Source organism: Flagellimonas onchidii (assembly GCF_004804315.1).
Lineage (GTDB): Bacteria > Bacteroidota > Bacteroidia > Flavobacteriales > Flavobacteriaceae > Flagellimonas > Flagellimonas onchidii.
This window is the reverse complement of the sequence record NZ_SRXX01000012.1, coordinates 33,789-50,573: the sequence shown is the minus strand read 5'-3', so window position 1 is coordinate 50,573 and position 16,785 is coordinate 33,789. Positions and strand designations below refer to the sequence as shown.

Here is a 16,785-nt window from a genome sequence, read left to right as displayed (position 1 = left end):
AAGATTTCAAAAAACACCTCTAAAGTCCCCAGGAGGACAATAGTTTAGAGATTCTTGGCGTTCTTCACCTTTCTACTGGTCACTGCAATATCAATCACTTCGCTCATATCAGTCACGTAATGAAATGTGAGCCCTTTTAGATAATCTTCCTTTATTTCCTCGATATCTTTTCGGTTATCCTCACAAAGAATAATTTCCTTGATTCGTGCCCTTTTGGCAGCTAAAATTTTCTCTTTGATTCCGCCAACAGGCAAGACCTTACCTCTAAGGGTTATCTCACCGGTCATCGCTAAACTTTTCTTCACCTTTCGTTGGGTAAATAAAGAAACCAAGGAAGTCAACATAGTGATACCTGCACTTGGGCCATCCTTTGGTGTTGCCCCTTCGGGAACGTGGATATGTACATTGTACTTATCAAAAACATCAGGATTTATACCGAAAGTTTCCGCATTAGATTTGATGTATTCCATGGCAATGGTAGCGGATTCCTTCATTACTTTTCCAAGGTTTCCAGTAATGTTGAGTGCTCCCTTTCCTTTGGAAAGAATAGATTCAATAAAAAGAATATCTCCTCCAACACTGGTCCATGCCAAGCCCGTAACCACTCCGGCTACATCATTGTTTTCATATTTATCTCGTTCCAATCGGGCCGGACCTAGAATTTTTTCAACGTCATCATTGGTCACTTTGATATTGTAATCCTCTTCAATTGCAATGGATTTTGCCGCATAACGCACCATTTTTGCCAATTGCTTTTCTAGACTTCGTACCCCCGATTCACGAGTATAACCCTCAACGATTTTTTCCAATTGGGGTTTTCCTATTTTTAAATCTTTGGTAGAGAGTCCGTGTTCCTTTAATTGCTTGGGCAATAAATGCTTTTTGGCAATTTCCACCTTTTCCTCTATGGTATAGCCTGTCACATTGATGATTTCCATTCGGTCTCTCAAAGCAGGTTGAATACTTCCTAAATTATTGGCGGTTGCTATGAACATCACTTTGGAAAGGTCATATCCCATTTCCAAGAAATTGTCATAGAATTCACTGTTCTGCTCAGGATCCAAAACTTCCAACATCGCAGAAGAAGGATCTCCTTGATGACTACTGGAAAGTTTGTCAATCTCGTCCAAAATAAATACAGGATTCGATGTACCCGCCTTTTTAATACTTTGCACAATTCGACCTGGCATTGCGCCAATATAGGTTTTACGGTGTCCGCGAATTTCCGCTTCATCTCGAAGTCCACCTAAAGACATACGTACATATTCCCTGCCCAAAGCTTCGGCTACCGATTTTCCTAAAGAGGTCTTCCCTACTCCAGGAGGACCATAGAGGCAAAGAATGGGCGATTTCATATCGTTTCGCAGCTTCAAAACCGCCAAATATTCTATAATCCTCCTTTTAACGTCCTCAAGACCATAGTGGTCACGATCCAAAATTTGTTGCGCCTTTTTCAGGTCGAATTTGTCCTTCGAGAACTCTTCCCATGGCAAATCCAAGAAAAGATCTAAATAGTTTCGTTGAATGGAATACTCGGCCACTTGTGGATTCATCCGTTGCATTTTGGACAATTCTTTCTCAAAATGCTCTTTTACCTTTTTACTCCATTTTTTCTTTTTGGCCTTGACCCGCATCTCATCAACTTCCTCCTCATAGGAAACTCCACCCAATTCCTCTTGGATGGTCTTCATCTGCTGATGCAAGAAATATTCGCGTTGCTGTTGGTCCATATCACTGCGAACCTTAGACTGAATGTCATTTTTCAACTCAAGCTTCTGAAGCTCTTGGTTCATGTACTTCAAAGTGGTCAAAGCACGTTTCTGAAGATCTGGGATCTCCAAAAGTTTTTGCTTTTCGGCAACACTTAAATTAAGGTTGGAGGATACAAAGTTGATCAAGAACGAATTGCTCTGAATATTTTTAATGGCGAAAGTAGCTTCACTCGGAATATTAGGATTGTCTTTGATAATTTTAAAGGCCAGTTCCTTTATGGAATCAATAATTGCCACAAACTCTTTGCTATCTTCATCGGGTCGTGCTTCCTGAGCCTCCTTTACGGTTGCCGTAAAATATGGTTTTTCGGTTATGACCTCATCAATCTCGAATCGTTTTTTCCCCTGAATGATTACGGTTGTGTTACCATCAGGCATTTGAAGTACCCGAAGAATTCTCGCCACTGTACCCAAGGTATTAATATCTTTCACACCAGGGTTTTCTACTTCTTCATCCTTTTGAGAGACAACACCTATGGTCTTTGTGCCATTATTGGCATCTTTAATAAGGTTGATGGATTTATCCCTTCCCGCAGTAATTGGAATTACTACTCCTGGAAAAAGCACAGTATTGCGTAAAGGCAGTACAGGAAGTGTTTCCGGAAGGTTCTCCCTGTTCATTTCCTCCTCATCTTCAGGCGTAAGCAAGGGTATCAATTCGGCATCCTCATCCAAACCCTGCAGGGACATATTGTCAAAAGTTGAAATTTTTATTTCTCCCATATCATCAGTTTCGGTCATTTTGTCACCAATGACCTTAATTTTTCATTTCTTCATCCGCCCAATTTTCTTGTAACTCGCTAAAAGTAAGTAATACAAGATTGATCAGGCCTTTTTTCATAGGTATAAAGGCAATTCTTGTGCCAAGGTGGTGGTTGGTTATTGGTTAATGGTTTTTAGTGAAAAATTATTTTTTATCCTGTTTGTTAAGCACCTTACTCCCTAACCTTTTCACCTTTGCCTTTTGAATATCCTCCAATCAAAATGCAACATTTATTACAAACAATTTCGTCCAAAAGTGTAACAATTGATAAATTCATCAATCTATAAGACAAACCATTCATTTTTTGAGCCACCAAAATGAACATACTGATGCACTGCTTCAATCGTGCCTAAAAGGAAAACAAAGTGCACAATTGGAAATTTACAATCGCTATTACAAAGCAATGTACAACACGGCTTTTAGGATTGTAAAAGACACGGCGGAAGCTGAAGATGTGATGCAGGAATCATTTTTGAACGCGTTCACTAAACTGCACACATTTAAAGGGGATGTCACCTTTGGGGCATGGTTAAAGCGAATTGTGATCAACAACAGTATTTATCATTACAGAAAGCAGCAAAAAACAAAGGCTGTGGATTTGGATGAAGTAATGTACAAGGTCGAAGATAATGATGAAGTTGCTTTAAATCACAATGGTTATACGGAACTGAAGGCTCAAAAAGTGATGGAAACCATGAAAAGTTTAAAAGACAATTACAGAGTTTCTTTGACCTTACATTTAATCGAAGGTTATGATTACGAAGAAATCAGTGATATTATGAACATTAGTTACGCCAATTGCAGAACCACAATCTCAAGGGCTAAGGAAAGTTTAAGAAAAAAGTTGAACCAAAAGGCAGTATTATGAGCAAGGATAATTTGGATGAGTTGTTCGAAAGGCTTCAGGGAGGTTTTGACCTTGAAGAACCTACCAGTGGACATCAAGACCGGTTTTTGGAAAAATTGAACCAATCTAAAGGGGTTGTGACGCTTCAAAAGAGGAGAACAAATTGGTGGAAGCCATTTTCTGTAGCAGCCTCGGTCGTTCTTATCTGCGCATTGGGGCTCAAAGTGTTCAGTAGTCAACCAAGCCTTAAAGAACAAGTGGTGGAGATTGCACCCGAAGTTTCACAGACCGAGTTTTATTTTGCCAACCTCATTGAAGAACAGGTTCAGGAGTTGAAGCAGATGAAATCGCCAGAAACTGCTCGATTAGTAGATGACACTTTGCTTCAATTGAAGAAATTGGAAGACAATTACCAGCATCTGGAGCAAGAACTTGTAAATGGGGGTAATAGCAAGATCATACTCAATGCTATGATTACAAATTTCCAAACCAGAATAGATTTACTCAAGGAAGTATTGACCAATATTGAAAACATTAAGAATTTAAAATCATACAATGATGAAAACATTACTATATAAATATGCCCTTCTTGCATTCCTGCTTGTACCACTGGTGATTGTTGCTAATACAGGAAAATTAAAGGGAAGGTACACCAAAGAAAAGACCATAAAAAAAGAGTTTAATGTAAATTCTGATGCCCTTTTCAAAGTAAAAAACAGCTACGGAAACCTAAACCTGACTTCTTGGAACGAGGATAGAGTTGTTGTGGAAGTACATATTAAAACCAACGGAAACAATGAAGAAAGGGTTCAAAAAAGATTGAACGAGATTGATGTCGATTTTGAAAATAGTAGCAGCTTGGTTTCAGCAAGGACTTTATTTGGCAATAAAGGCAATAGTTGGGGATGGAATTGGGGAAAACGAAACAACGTTAATGTCCAGGTCAACTATACCATAAAATTACCAGTGAAAAATAGCGTCCATTTAAGTAATGACTATGGAAATATTTATTTGGACAGAATCGACGGGCATGCCAAAATAAACTGCGATTATGGTAAAATAGATGTTGGAGAACTCCATGGAAGAAACAATGAGCTCAGATTCGACTACACCTCGCGTTCTACATTTGAATATATCAACAGTGCAGAAATCATTGCCGATTATTCAGGGTTTACCATTGAAAAGGCAGGAAACTTGAACATTAAGGCGGATTATACCAATGCTGTTATCCATCAAATGGAAAACTTGGAATACGCTAGTGATTATGGTTCCATAGAGGCCAAAGAAGTCCAAAACGTCAATGGAAATGGGGACTACATCGGAGTAAAATTAGGAACGGTTCATGGAGACGTAAGCATAAATTCAGATTATGGGTCTTTAAAAATTGGCGAAATGGCCCCCGATGCAGGTGATGTAAACATCAAAACCGATTATACGGGTATTAAAATTGGGTATAATCCTGGATATCATTTTGATTTTGACATTACCACAGAGTATGCCGGTGTTAGTGGAATGGGCGATTTCGAAATTCAAGTCAGTAAGGAAAAATCCAGTGAAAAATATTATAACGGCTATTACGGTAGCGATAATTCTGGCAATGTAATTTACATCACCAGTGATTACGGAGGGATAACTTTTTATCAAAACTAAAAATCAATTCAAAAAACAATTACTAAAAAACACAATCATGAAAAAATTAATCACACTAGGTATCGCACTGTCCATGGCCGCTGTAACCAATGCACAATGGGGTAAAAGAGTCAAAGGAAACGGAGATGTCGTTACAATCGAACGTTCTGTTGGTGACTACGACGAGGTTGCACTGTCCGGCTGGTTTGATGTAGAACTAGTTGATGGAAAGGAAGGGGAATTGTCTCTTAAAGGAGAATCCAACCTATTGGAATATATCAAAACAGAGGTTAAAAATGGAAAATTGGTCATTAAGGTGGAAAAGGGCGTGAACCTTAAGCCTTCCAACTGGAATGGTGGTATTCATGTTACTGTTCCTGTGGAGAGCATAAATGCTGTTGCACTTTCAGGATCTGGTGATATCGTAGGCAAAACTCCTTTAAAAGCTAATGATTTCAGTGCAAAAATGTCCGGTTCAGGTGACATTACCTTGGAGGTACAGGCACAAAGTGTAAGTGCAGCTCTTTCCGGTTCGGGCGATATCAGGCTTGATGGAAGGACCACAGATTTTGATGTCCAAGTTTCCGGTTCCGGGGACATAAGCGCTTATGAACTGGAGGCCGAAAATGTAAACGCTCAAGTTTCTGGTTCAGCCGACATAAAAGTTACGGTACATCAGTCTCTAAATGCAAAGGTTTCTGGTTCAGGAGACATCCATTATAGAGGAAACCCTGATAAAGTAAAGAGTGTAGCTTCAGGTTCGGGTGATATTAGCAAAGGGTAAGAGTTTTAGGGGAAATTTCATCAGTTTCTCCCTAGGCTAAATATATTGCGGAGTTTATACCCAATCAAAAAACGAAAAGCCCTCGACCAAGGTCGAGGGCTTTTATTTAATCTCTTTTGAAGATAAAGTCCCTTGACACTATGGGCTTTCCATCTATAAAAATTTCAGAAGTTTTAATGTAAACCACGACCGAATCCTTTAAAACGCCATCACCTGACCCTACATTTACAAGAAACTTGACTCGTTCCAAAGAATCCGAGACCTTCTCTTTCTCTCCTATCTGCTCAACAATTACCTCACTCAAATCCAAAATAGTTTTGGAATTAAAAAAACCCTCATGGGCTAATGAGTCAGCGGATAGAGATAAACTATCCCCAAATTCTGGATAATCATCTTTAATTTTAAATAATTCAATATGGTCTTTGAGTTTTTGCAATGCCAATTCTTCAATAGAAATTTGTCGGACCACCTCCTCGTAATCCACCATGTCATTCATCGGCGCTCTAACTTCACCCGCACATGAGAGCAGCAAAACCATTGCAAAATACATTATCGCCTTCCTCATTTCACCATAAATTTTAGTTTCACGATCTTCTCATCAACTATACGCTTATCCAAAATTTGGATTTTCTTTAAAGAAGTTGTTGGAATCGTAAGCATTTGGATAAAATCCTCCTTGGTATATACCTCAACCCCAATACTAGCATTATATAGCTGATAAATTACCGCTTGTTCGGATATTAAATCATCAAGCTGTCTTCTATGCTTCTTCCAATCCTTTACATTGCCTGAGGTATAAAAATTAAGCATCAGGGCGTAATCATCACTGGCTACTTTTATAGCTTCATTGGATTTGGTATTGATATACCTCGTTATAGTATCTGTTTTATAAAATGGAGATTTTATGATAAAAGTTATGTGGTCCGCAGTGGTTTTATACCGAAAACACCCTAAATTATCTGTTTTAAGGACTAATGGCGACTCCTTTTCCTGAAGAATTTTAATATCTAAAGGTGTTTGAACAATTGCTCGATCTGTTAGCTGATCCACAAAACAGAAGGTAAATTCATTTTCCTTTTCCCAGAACAACCAAAATACACCCAGTACCAAAACACCCGCTAACAGAATATATATGTTTTTTACGCGCTTATTTGTGGATGTGCCCGAGCTGTTATGACTTTTTTTGAAAACATGCCAGTTTTTGTGTCCAAGGTACATGCTCAATAGATTGAGCATATCAATCCGTGGTAGTTTGCCGGCTTCATTTTTAAAGTAAGTGTAAAACCATTTTTCACTCACACTTGCCTTAACCTTGGCAAATAAATCTTCCTGAAACAAGGCTATTTCGTTTCCCTTCCAATGCTGAATGTTGGATGAAACCCGGTGTTCCTCTGCAAAAGAAGCTACTACCTCTTTTTTCAAAAGGTTGAAATAAAACCTGTCGTCCGATGTCAATTATATATAATTGATTGATTTAGAGTCAATTATATCATTTACAGATATAATACAATTGTTTTACAAGCTCGCTACAAACCCCAAGAACCTGAGGTCAATAGATTTGATTCAATATCTAAAAATAAACACAATGAAAACAAAAGTCACTAAACGATTGCTTAAATTTTCAATACTACTTATTGGATTTGGATACATCTCCTCCTGCGGGAATCAAAGCTATCAGGAAAATGCCGTGGCCGAATCGGTTGATATCAGCAAGGATTTTGAAGTTGTATCCAATACCAATACTTCCGATACAACATCATCACAACCCGCGCATTTAAAAATTATTAAATCCGCACAGGTAAGGTACAAGGTGAAGCATGTTAAAAAGGCAACAGGACTCATAAAACAAATTGCCCATAAATATGAAGGCTACATTTCCGATATGCGGTTTGAAAACAATCTCCATAGTCTGGAAAACAGATTCACGCTTAAAATCCCCCAAGCCTATTTTGATAATGTAATGGACTCGATTGTAAAAGTCGCAGATTTCGTTGACTATGAAAATATCACCACCAAAGATGTAACCGAGGAGTTCATCGATGTAAAAACACGCTTGAAAACTAAACTCGAGGTAAAAAACAGGTATGAAACTGTTCTCCGGGAGAAGGCCAAAACGGTTGAGGATATACTGGCAGCAGAGGGAAAGCTACAAGTAATACAGGAAGAGATAGAAGTCTCTCAAGGAAGGTTGAAATACTTAACCAATAAAATCTCCTACAGCACCATTCAAATTGACCTTTACGAGACAGTAAATTATAAAGAAGAACCGAATGCCTATGAAAAAAGTTTCTGGTCACGCGGTAAAGAGGGTATCATATTTGGGTGGCACTTTGTGGAAAATACAATTTTAGCCATTGTATATATCTGGCCTATTCTACTTGTGGGCATTGTAATATTCGTTCTATATAAGCAAAGAAGAGCTAAGAAATAGTACTGAACCGCTCAAAACCGAAGAACCCCCAACCATAGGTCGGGGGTTTATTGTTTAATCCATTCATTGGAGTTTCGCCTTTTTTCATAATCGATAAGGTTTGATGGATAGTTTATCCAATCTATCTGCTTGATTATTTTACCAGAATTATTGAAAGTTAAAATCGTAATAAAATGCATAGCTTCAAACCTGGCTCCATCCCATAGGAACTCCGTGAAGTATCCTCTAGTTACAACTTTGTTTTTATCGATAATCTGATCGTATATGACCAACGCATCTTTTTCAATTTTCTGAAAATTAGGATTGTTCCAATCCAAAAACTCGATTAGTGCTTTTTTGCCGGTAATCTTATCAGCATTTAAATATCCTCCAAGATTATGTCGTCATCATAAAACGATATCAATTTCTTGAAATCCTTCCGCCCACTATACGTTTCAAAATATTCCTTAACTATTGGAGCAATATCCAACTCCTCTTTGTTTGCGCATGACAAGAAGAGCAATAAAATTAAAACGGATACGACTAAAGTGTGCTTCATTCGCTTAAATCCAATGTTTTCTATACCTATTTATTTGATTTCTTGTTAACCCTTAACAACAGCAAGACTCCTATCAAAAAGAACAGTCCCAAAAAGATAGTACTGTTCCGCATACTCCCAGTTAACTGGGCCACAGCTCCATACAAAAAAGTCCCTATTACAATCCCTATTTTTTCCGCCACATCGTAAAAACTAAAGAAAGAAGTAGTATCGGTCGTCTCGGGTAAAAACTTAGAGTAAGTGGAGCGGGATAAAGCTTGGATGCCACCCATTACAATACCTACAATTCCAGCTGCGATGTAAAAATCCATCGGAGTTTGCAAAAAATAGGCGTAAACACAAACGAGCACCCAAATAATATTGATGACAACCAAGGTTCTGATGTTACCAAATGCTTTTGAAGCCATTGCCGTTACCGTAGCTCCCAAAATTGCAACAACCTGGATGACCAATATACTAATAATCAACCCTGTAGTTCTTTCGCTATCTGAACCCCAACCTATTTCTTCTTCACCAAAATATGTGGCTATCAGCATAATTGTTTGAACTGCCATGCTATATACAAAAAACGCACCCAAATAGCGCTTTAGTCGGGTTTCGGTCCCCAACTGCCTCCAAACACTTTTTAGTTCCTTAAACCCGTTGAGAACAATATTGGTACGCTCACCTTCTCTTTTATATCCTTTGGGAAGATGTATGAAAGTATATTGACTGAACAAAATCCACCAAATCCCAACAGAGATAAACGAATACTTCATAGCCTTGATTTCTGCCACTTCGCCTCCCCCATCGGTGATTCCGAACATAGCAGGCTGCATTACCATAGCCAGATTAAAAACCAAAAGTATCACACTGCCCACATAACCCAGCGAAAATCCCTTGGCGCTAATCCCATCCTGTTGTTCAGGAAACGCAATGTCTGGCAAATAGGAATTGTTGATGGCAAAGCTTACCCAAAAGCCAACCAGACCAAAGAAGTAACATATTAGCCCTAAATAGATATTCTCCAAGGAAAACCAATACAGTCCAATACATGAGAATGCACCTAAATAGCAGAAAAACTTCAGGAAAACTCTCTTATTTCCGATGTAATCTGCAATCCCCGAAACCAGCGGTGTAACAATGGCGATAAAAACAAATGCCAGAGAAGTCACATAACTGATTAGAGGAGCACGAGCAATCTCACCTCCAAAAATGGTTACTTTTTCAATCTCAGCAACCCGAAATAAAGCACCATAAAATATGGGAAAAATAGCCGAGGAAATGACTAAGCTGTATACAGAGTTCGCCCAATCGTAAAATGCCCAGGCATTTAACAGTTTTTTACTTCCTTTTAGCGCAAGTGTTCGTGCCATAGTTTATTGCATAAAAAACCACTGCCCACATTCCCGATTTGAGAGTGTAGGCAGTGGTTTATGTTCAATTTCGTCAATTTGTTACTTAAAAGAGGTTACTCCATATTTTGCAGCTTCTTGTTTGGCTGCTGGTGCCCATGCGGTCAGATTGTTTATTCTTGTGTCATTTGAAGGATGCGTACTCAAAAACTCCGGAGGAGCTTGTCCTCCCGCCTTGGCTTTCATTCTTCGCCATAAATCGGCAGCTTCGTCCGGATTGTACCCCGCAATGGCCATTATCTGCAATCCGATTCTATCAGCTTCTGTCTCGTGACCGCGGCTAAAAGGTAGCATCACCCCTACCGTTGATCCCAATCCGTAGGCTTGATTGAAAGTATTTCGTTTTTGAGGGTCCTTTATGGCAACATTTCCTGCAACAGCTCCTATTTGTTGCAGCGTTCCGGCACTCATACGTTGAGCTCCATGATCTGCCAAGGCGTGTGCCACTTCGTGCCCCATAACAACTGCCACGCCTGTTTCGGTCTGCGTAATTGGTAAAATGCCCGTGTAAAAAACAATCTTACCGCCAGGCATACACCATGCGTTTACAGTCTCATCATTGACCAGATTGTATTCCCATTTATAATCTTTTAAATACCCTGGGTAACCGTTGGCGTCCAACCAACGCTCAGCCGCTGTAGCAATTCGCTGTCCTACTTTGGCAATCATTTTGGCGTCTGCTGTTCCCTCAATCACCTTGTTCTCATTCAAAAACTGGTCATACTGAGCAAAGGCCATAGGGAAAATCTGGCTATTGGGGTAAAAATTGAGCGTACTTTTACCGGTGAACGGATTTGTCTTACATGCCGTTACGGCCATAAAGACCACAGCTGTGATAATAAACTTCTTCATAATTGTTAATAGTGTTTAGTACACGGAAATTACGAAAAATTATTTTCCGATAATGTGAAGTTCTGTAAAATCCTTACTGACGGTAATACTATTGTTTCCGTTTAGTTTGATGTCCTTAAGGTTCACTTTTTCATTATCCACCTCAACGGTTCCGATAGTAAATGGCAACCCATGGAAAGTAAGTTTAAAGGTTTCATACGAGGTAATAAAATTCCCGTCCTTGAACTGTTGTATGATCAATTCATTTTCTTTTCCACGAAGTCTGAACTTTCTTAAACTGTAGCGTCCTTTTTTATAGTCATAGCCGTCCTGTTGGTCCTCATATACAATGGAATTCTCAATTCCTTCGGTATAATAAACATCTATTTGCAGTTCCGTGATTTCTTTTTCGCCGACATATTGCTGAACCGGGTATTTTGGAATCATGGCTCCTTCCTTTATAAATAAAGGAATCAGGTGTATTCCTGCAGAAACCCATTTCTCCGTTCCTCCATCTACAACTTCCTCAGTCCAGTAATTGTACCATTTTCCCTTAGGGAAATACATGCGTCGGCCTTGGGCATTGGGTTCTTGTACGGGACAAACCAATATTTGCTCACCAAATAAAAACTCATCGGTTCTAAAGTGTGTTTGGGTATCTTCTTGATCATAAAATACCAAAGATTGAAGCATAGGTAACCCTTCCTTGATATATTTATAGAACATTGTATAGAGATAGGGCAACAATTGGTACCTCAGCTCTATATATTTTCTAAAAATATCGGTGATCTCGTCGCCAAAAGACCAAGGTTCTTGGTCTCCGTGATCACCACTGGAGTGCACCCTACAAAACGGGTGAAAAATTGCCAATTGAATCCAACGGGCAAATAGCTCACCATTGGGTTGTTCGGCAAAACCTCCAATATCCGACCCTACAAAGGAATACCCACTCATGCACATACGTTGCATCTGTACGTTAGCAATCCAAAGGTGTTCCCAGGTGGCAACATTGTCACCTGTCCAAGTGGCGCAATATCTCTGAGTTCCAGAGTATGCAGCTCTAGTCAACACAAAAGGCCTTTTAGGGAACATAAAGCTCTTGACTCCTTCGTAGGTGGCCCTAACCATTTGCATTCCATAAACATTGTGTGCCTTCCTATGACTACAGGGATTGCCGTCATAATCGTGTCTGACATCCAAGTTTGCTGTTTTAGTGGGAACTTCCATTACAGCAGGTTCGTTCATATCGTTCCAAACGCCATGGACTCCTAGGTCAGCTATCATTTCTTTGTATAGTTGTCCCCACCATTCTCGAACCTTAGGGTCTGTAAAATCAGGAAACTTGCATTCCCCGGGCCAAACCTTCCCTTTGAAATGCGGACCATCTGCTCTTCGACAGAAATATCCATTTTCCATAGCTTCTTGGTACACCCAATAGTCCCTATCAATCTTGATTCCAGGGTCTATCATGGTAATGGTCTTAAAACCGTCTTCCTCAAGCTCTTGAATCATTCTTTTTGGGTCAGGAAAGTGCTTTTTATCCCAGGTAAAGCATCTAAACCCATCCATATAATCAATATCCAAATAGATGGCATCACAGGGTATTTTTAACTTTCTGAAGCTCGACGCAATATCTTTTACCTTTTTCTCTGGATAGTAGCTCCATTTAGATTGGTGGAAGCCCAGGGCCCATAAGGGTGGTAATTCTGGAACTCCAGTCAAATCTGTATATGCTTCGACCACTTTTGCCATTTTTGGACCGTAGAAGAAATAATAGTTCATTTCCCCACCGTCGGCCCAAAAACTGGTCACATTTCGTTTTTCATTGGCAAAATCAAAATAAGTGCCGAACGAATTGTCAAAGAAAATACCGTAAGCCAAGGATTCCTTGAGCCCTACATAAAATGGAATGGCCTTGTACAATGGTTCTTGATCCTTTCCATAGGCATAGGAATCCGTTACCCAATTGTTTACACGTTTGCCCTTTAAGTTGGTATGTGAAGCTTTATCACCCATACCGTAATAACTCTCGCCGGTATGGCACACTTTGCTCATTTTCACTACATTGCCTCCGTATGCAAAATTCTCTTCCCAATGAAAGCCCAATTCATCATCCAACAAAACCACTTCTTCAAGGTTTTCAATTCTGATTTTTAAGTTGGATTTATTCACATGAATCTTGACCTTGGTGGTATAAATAATGTACTCGGAACTCTCCTCCTTTACCTCAAGCTCGTTATAGCCCAGGTTTACATCTTCACTGATGGCATATGAAAAGTCAGGTTCAAAAGCATAATCTGTGGCATACCGAAACCGGATGGTGCTGTTCCTTAAGATGGTTATTTGTAAAACCACACCGTTCTGGGTGGTAAAATAGAGTTTATCCTTTTCCTGTTTAAAGTCTGTTATATGGTTGGGGTACTGATTGCCTCTTTTTTCAATTTCAGTATTGGTAATCATATTTGGCTAATTAAGGTTGACAAAAGAAAGACTTTAGTACGACAAATTAAAGAGATGTTCATAACAACCTTACTACAACGTTGTAATTAACCACTTAACGGTAAACCACAACGCCCAATGGTGGCAAGGTCATTAAAACCGATTGCTCAAAGCCGTTCCAGACAGTTTTGGAAGGCTTCATACTCTTTTTACCCGTACCGCTGCCGGAATATTTTGAATCATCACTGTTAAAAACCAATTTCAATTGTGTATTCTTGGGTACTCCCACTCGATAATTTTCTCTTGGCACTGGAGTAAAATTACAGGCCACGATCAAATCGTCTTTGGGGTCGTTTCCTTTTCTGATATAAGTTATTACTGAATTTTCTTGATCATTGTATTCAATCCATTGAAAGCCCTCTTGACTAAATTGTTTCTCATAGAGTGCTGGATTACTTTTATAGACCTTATTTAAGTCCTTGATTACTTCCTGAATCCCGGAATGGAAATCATATTGTGTCAGGTGCCAATCCAAGCTCTGTTGGAAATTCCATTCTGAAGATTGTCCAAACTCTCCCCCCATAAACAGCAAATTGGCTCCTGGATGGGTGAACATATAGCCGAACAATAACCTTAAGTTGGCAAAACGTTGCCATTCATCGCCTGGCATCCTATATAATAACGATTGTTTTCCGTAGACCACCTCATCATGGGAAAAGGGCAACATAAAGTTCTCCGTGAACGCATAGGTAAGACTGAAGCTGATCATATTAAGGTCGTACGATCTATGGATCGGTTCCTTTTTGAAAAATTCCAAGGTATCGTGCATCCATCCCATCATCCATTTCATTCCAAAACCCAGTCCCCCTAAATGTACCGGTTTGGAAACTCCTGAGAAAGCAGTCGATTCCTCAGCAATGGTCTGTACTCCCTTGAAACTTCCGTAAACTTCTTGGTTCATTTCACGCAGAAACGACATGGCTTCCAAATTTTCATTGTTACCATAGATGTTAGGCTCCCATTCCCCATCTTCCCTAGAATAATCCAAATACAACATAGAAGCTACCGCATCTACACGAAGCCCGTCAACATGGAATTGATCTAACCAAAACACAGCATTGCTGATTAAAAAAGCCCGAACCTCGTTTCTTCCGTAATTAAAAATAAGACTCTTCCAGTCCGGATGGTACCCTCTTCTTCTATCGGGGTGCTCATATAAGTACGACCCATCAAAAAAGCCAAGTCCATGGGCATCCTCTGGAAAATGGGACGGAACCCAGTCCAAAATCACCCCAATCCCCTTTTGATGTAATTTATCCACCAATAATTTAAAATCCTCTGGTTTCCCAAAACGTGAAGTTGGTGCAAAGTATCCGGTAAGCTGATATCCCCAAGAAGGATCATACGGGTACTCCATCACGGGCATAAACTCTACATGGGTAAAACCCATTTCGGAGACGTATTCCACAAGCTCATCGGCGAGGTCCACGTAGGACAGGTAGTTATTATCATTCTTTCTACGCCAAGAACCCAAATGCACCTCGTAAACGGAATATGGCCTGTTCAGCGCATTTTTATCTTCCCTGGTGTCCATCCATTTTTTATCCTTCCATTGATACGAAGTGTCCCATACTAAAGAGGCTGTATTTGGCGGCTGCTCACAATATCGGGCAAAGGGATCCGCTTTCTCTGTCCAAACATCATTATGGTGCGAATGGATTCTGTATTTATACTTAGTTCCTTTATCCACGCCAGGAATAAATCCTTCCCATATGCCACTGCCATCCCACCTTACCATCAACTGATGCTTGTCTGCGTTCCAATGGTTAAAATCACCAATGACCGAAACCGATTGGGCCGAAGGGGCCCAAACCGCAAAATAAGTCCCTTTCTCACCTTCCACTTCGGTAAGATGTGAACCTAATTTCTCGTAAAGTCTAAAATGTTTTCCCGATTTAAATAAATCTATATCAAAGTCGGTAAAAAAGCTGTGCGAAACTACTTTGGACATAATCAGGCTTTTAATGCTACAATATTAGCACCTTTTATCCAAGAATCGGGTTTTTACACCTCTGGATTATCAAATCGGTAAAAATTATGGAACGCTTTTTGATTTTAATGGAAAAACAAGTGAAATGAATGCAAATCAAAAATCAAAAATCATGAATAAATTCAGTACTATAATTGGAGTTTTCCTTGCCATATTCGTTATATCCTGTGAAGGTCCAGAAGGTCCTCCCGGTTTTGATGGTGACCCTGGAGCACCTGGAGCAGATGGGATTTAGGGACAAGTTGTAGAGGTTGATGGTGTTAATTTTGACTATGATGTCGACGGAAATGTTTTTAACACTCTAATTACCTTTAGTGACATAACCGATTTTGAGGTATTTGAATCAGATGCAGTTTTGGTATATCGATATGATGGCAGCATTGAATTGTCTGATGGTAGCACTGCCGATACCTGGAGCCAAATTCCCCAAAGTTTCTTCTTACCAGAAGGAACCATCCAATATGTATTTGCCCATACCTTTGTGGATGCGGAACTCTTTATTGATGGAAATTTTGACCTATCTGCCCTAAGCACAGACTTCACTGATAACCAATCCTTTAGGATTGTGTTTGTTCCCAGTGAGTTCGCCAATGGTTCAAGAATGGACAAATCCAATATCTCTAATGTAATGGCCGCCCTGGGCATTAAAGAAGAACAAGTCAAAAAAGTAAGCTTAGATTAAATCCTTCAAAAAATTGCTAACTTAAAATCCTGTCGAACTCCGGCAGGATTTTTTTAGCGCTATATTTGAAAGGCTCTCCCGAAAAAAGCGTCTATTTAAAAAAAATCAATAAAATGGGAAAAAAATTGTTTTGGATTGTTGTTTTGATTTTTTCTGGATGTAAAGGCATTTCGCAGAAGAACCAAAACCAAATGGAGGAAACAAAAAACAAGGAAGAGGTTGTTTATGAAGTCACTAAAACAGATGCAGAGTGGAGAGCAGAATTGACCGAAGACGAATATTATGTCCTTAGGAAAGCTGCCACCGAAAGGCCATTTACCAGTGAATTACTTGAGAACAAAGATAAAGGAACCTACGTCTGTGCAGGTTGTGCCACACCTTTGTTCCGTAGCGAGAATAAGTACAGGTCAGGAACAGGTTGGCCCAGTTTTGACCTTGAAATAGAGGGTAATGTTGCCTACGATGTGGACTATGACATAGGTTATAAAAGAACCGAGGAACATTGTGCCACTTGTGGAGGGCACTTGGGCCATGTTTTTGATGATGGTCCTCGAAGAACTACAGGTAAAAGACACTGCATTAATGGTATCGCCTTAGATTTTATTCCTGACTCCAAATAATCCAA

Annotated in this window: 17 protein-coding genes; 8 read left to right on the top strand and 9 right to left on the bottom strand. The window is 39.6% G+C overall.

The window, feature by feature from the left end:
- Nucleotides 1-44 precede the first annotated feature (44 nt).
- A complete protein-coding gene (gene lon, locus E4661_RS13275) occupies nucleotides 45-2,495 on the bottom strand; it encodes an endopeptidase La (protein WP_136467940.1) in 2,451 nt (816 codons plus the stop codon).
- A gap of 344 nt (nucleotides 2,496-2,839) precedes the next feature.
- Here lon and E4661_RS13270 point away from each other — a divergent pair, with 344 nt between their 5' ends.
- Genes E4661_RS13270 through E4661_RS13255 form a run of 4 tightly spaced genes read left to right on the top strand, consistent with a single transcriptional unit; the run spans nucleotide 2,840 to nucleotide 5,795 of the window.
- Complete coding sequence (locus E4661_RS13270; RefSeq protein WP_136467939.1) at nucleotides 2,840-3,403, top strand: RNA polymerase sigma factor; 564 nt, start codon at nucleotides 2,840-2,842, stop codon at nucleotides 3,401-3,403.
- Nucleotides 3,400-3,960 (top strand): hypothetical protein, encoded by a 561-nt coding sequence (locus E4661_RS13265; protein WP_136467938.1) that lies wholly within the window; start codon nucleotides 3,400-3,402, stop codon nucleotides 3,958-3,960. The genes E4661_RS13270 and E4661_RS13265 overlap by 4 nt, the downstream gene beginning before the upstream one ends.
- A complete protein-coding gene (locus E4661_RS13260) occupies nucleotides 3,941-5,032 on the top strand; it encodes a DUF4097 family beta strand repeat-containing protein (protein WP_136468032.1) in 1,092 nt (363 codons plus the stop codon). Before E4661_RS13265 ends, E4661_RS13260 begins: the two co-directional genes overlap by 20 nt.
- A gap of 37 nt (nucleotides 5,033-5,069) precedes the next feature.
- Nucleotides 5,070-5,795, top strand: coding sequence for a head GIN domain-containing protein (locus E4661_RS13255; protein ID WP_136467937.1), 726 nt, complete (start codon nucleotides 5,070-5,072; stop codon nucleotides 5,793-5,795).
- A gap of 106 nt (nucleotides 5,796-5,901) precedes the next feature.
- On the opposite strand, the gene E4661_RS13250 is transcribed toward E4661_RS13255, so the two are convergent.
- Both E4661_RS13250 and E4661_RS13245 read right to left on the bottom strand, forming a co-directional pair.
- Nucleotides 5,902-6,360, bottom strand: a complete 459-nt coding sequence (locus tag E4661_RS13250) for a hypothetical protein (RefSeq protein WP_136467936.1) — start codon at nucleotides 6,358-6,360, stop codon at nucleotides 5,902-5,904.
- On the bottom strand, nucleotides 6,357-7,217 hold the full coding sequence (locus E4661_RS13245; protein WP_136467935.1) for a hypothetical protein: 861 nt from the start codon (nucleotides 7,215-7,217) through the stop codon (nucleotides 6,357-6,359). Before E4661_RS13245 ends, E4661_RS13250 begins: the two co-directional genes overlap by 4 nt.
- A gap of 163 nt (nucleotides 7,218-7,380) precedes the next feature.
- Between E4661_RS13245 and E4661_RS13240 the strand changes: the two genes are divergently transcribed.
- The gene (locus E4661_RS13240; RefSeq protein WP_136467934.1) at nucleotides 7,381-8,226 is read left to right on the top strand and encodes a DUF4349 domain-containing protein; all 846 of its coding nucleotides are present in this window, start codon (nucleotides 7,381-7,383) and stop codon (nucleotides 8,224-8,226) included.
- Nucleotides 8,227-8,273: 47 nt separating this feature from the next.
- Here the strand turns inward: E4661_RS13240 and E4661_RS13235 are convergent, their stop codons facing one another.
- From E4661_RS13235 to glgB, 6 genes are all read right to left on the bottom strand, one after another.
- Complete coding sequence (locus E4661_RS13235) at nucleotides 8,274-8,543, bottom strand: hypothetical protein (protein WP_136467933.1); 270 nt, start codon at nucleotides 8,541-8,543, stop codon at nucleotides 8,274-8,276.
- 41 nt (nucleotides 8,544-8,584) lie between these two features.
- The gene (locus tag E4661_RS13230) at nucleotides 8,585-8,764 is read right to left on the bottom strand and encodes a hypothetical protein (protein ID WP_136467932.1); all 180 of its coding nucleotides are present in this window, start codon (nucleotides 8,762-8,764) and stop codon (nucleotides 8,585-8,587) included.
- A gap of 26 nt (nucleotides 8,765-8,790) precedes the next feature.
- Nucleotides 8,791-10,119: an MFS transporter gene (locus E4661_RS13225; protein ID WP_136467931.1), complete on the bottom strand. Its 1,329-nt coding sequence runs from the start codon at nucleotides 10,117-10,119 to the stop codon at nucleotides 8,791-8,793.
- 81 nt (nucleotides 10,120-10,200) lie between these two features.
- Complete coding sequence (locus E4661_RS13220) at nucleotides 10,201-11,010, bottom strand: M48 family metallopeptidase (protein WP_136467930.1); 810 nt, start codon at nucleotides 11,008-11,010, stop codon at nucleotides 10,201-10,203.
- Between the two features lie 39 nt (nucleotides 11,011-11,049).
- Nucleotides 11,050-13,449: a glycoside hydrolase family 31 protein gene (locus E4661_RS13215; RefSeq protein WP_136467929.1), complete on the bottom strand. Its 2,400-nt coding sequence runs from the start codon at nucleotides 13,447-13,449 to the stop codon at nucleotides 11,050-11,052.
- 94 nt (nucleotides 13,450-13,543) lie between these two features.
- Nucleotides 13,544-15,439: a 1,4-alpha-glucan branching protein GlgB gene (gene glgB / locus E4661_RS13210; protein WP_136467928.1), complete on the bottom strand. Its 1,896-nt coding sequence runs from the start codon at nucleotides 15,437-15,439 to the stop codon at nucleotides 13,544-13,546.
- A 151-nt stretch (nucleotides 15,440-15,590) separates the two neighbouring features.
- Here glgB and E4661_RS19575 point away from each other — a divergent pair, with 151 nt between their 5' ends.
- The 3 genes from E4661_RS19575 to msrB all read left to right on the top strand — a co-directional run bounded on the left by E4661_RS19575 (nucleotide 15,591) and on the right by msrB (nucleotide 16,780).
- On the top strand, nucleotides 15,591-15,713 hold the full coding sequence (locus E4661_RS19575) for a hypothetical protein (RefSeq protein ID WP_262709924.1): 123 nt from the start codon (nucleotides 15,591-15,593) through the stop codon (nucleotides 15,711-15,713).
- Nucleotides 15,714-15,833: 120 nt separating this feature from the next.
- Nucleotides 15,834-16,160, top strand: a complete 327-nt coding sequence (locus E4661_RS19455; protein WP_240751481.1) for a hypothetical protein — start codon at nucleotides 15,834-15,836, stop codon at nucleotides 16,158-16,160.
- Nucleotides 16,161-16,273: 113 nt separating this feature from the next.
- Entirely contained in the window at nucleotides 16,274-16,780 is a 507-nt protein-coding gene (gene msrB / locus E4661_RS13200; protein WP_136467927.1) for a peptide-methionine (R)-S-oxide reductase MsrB, read from the top strand.
- Nucleotides 16,781-16,785: the final 5 nt, after the last annotated feature.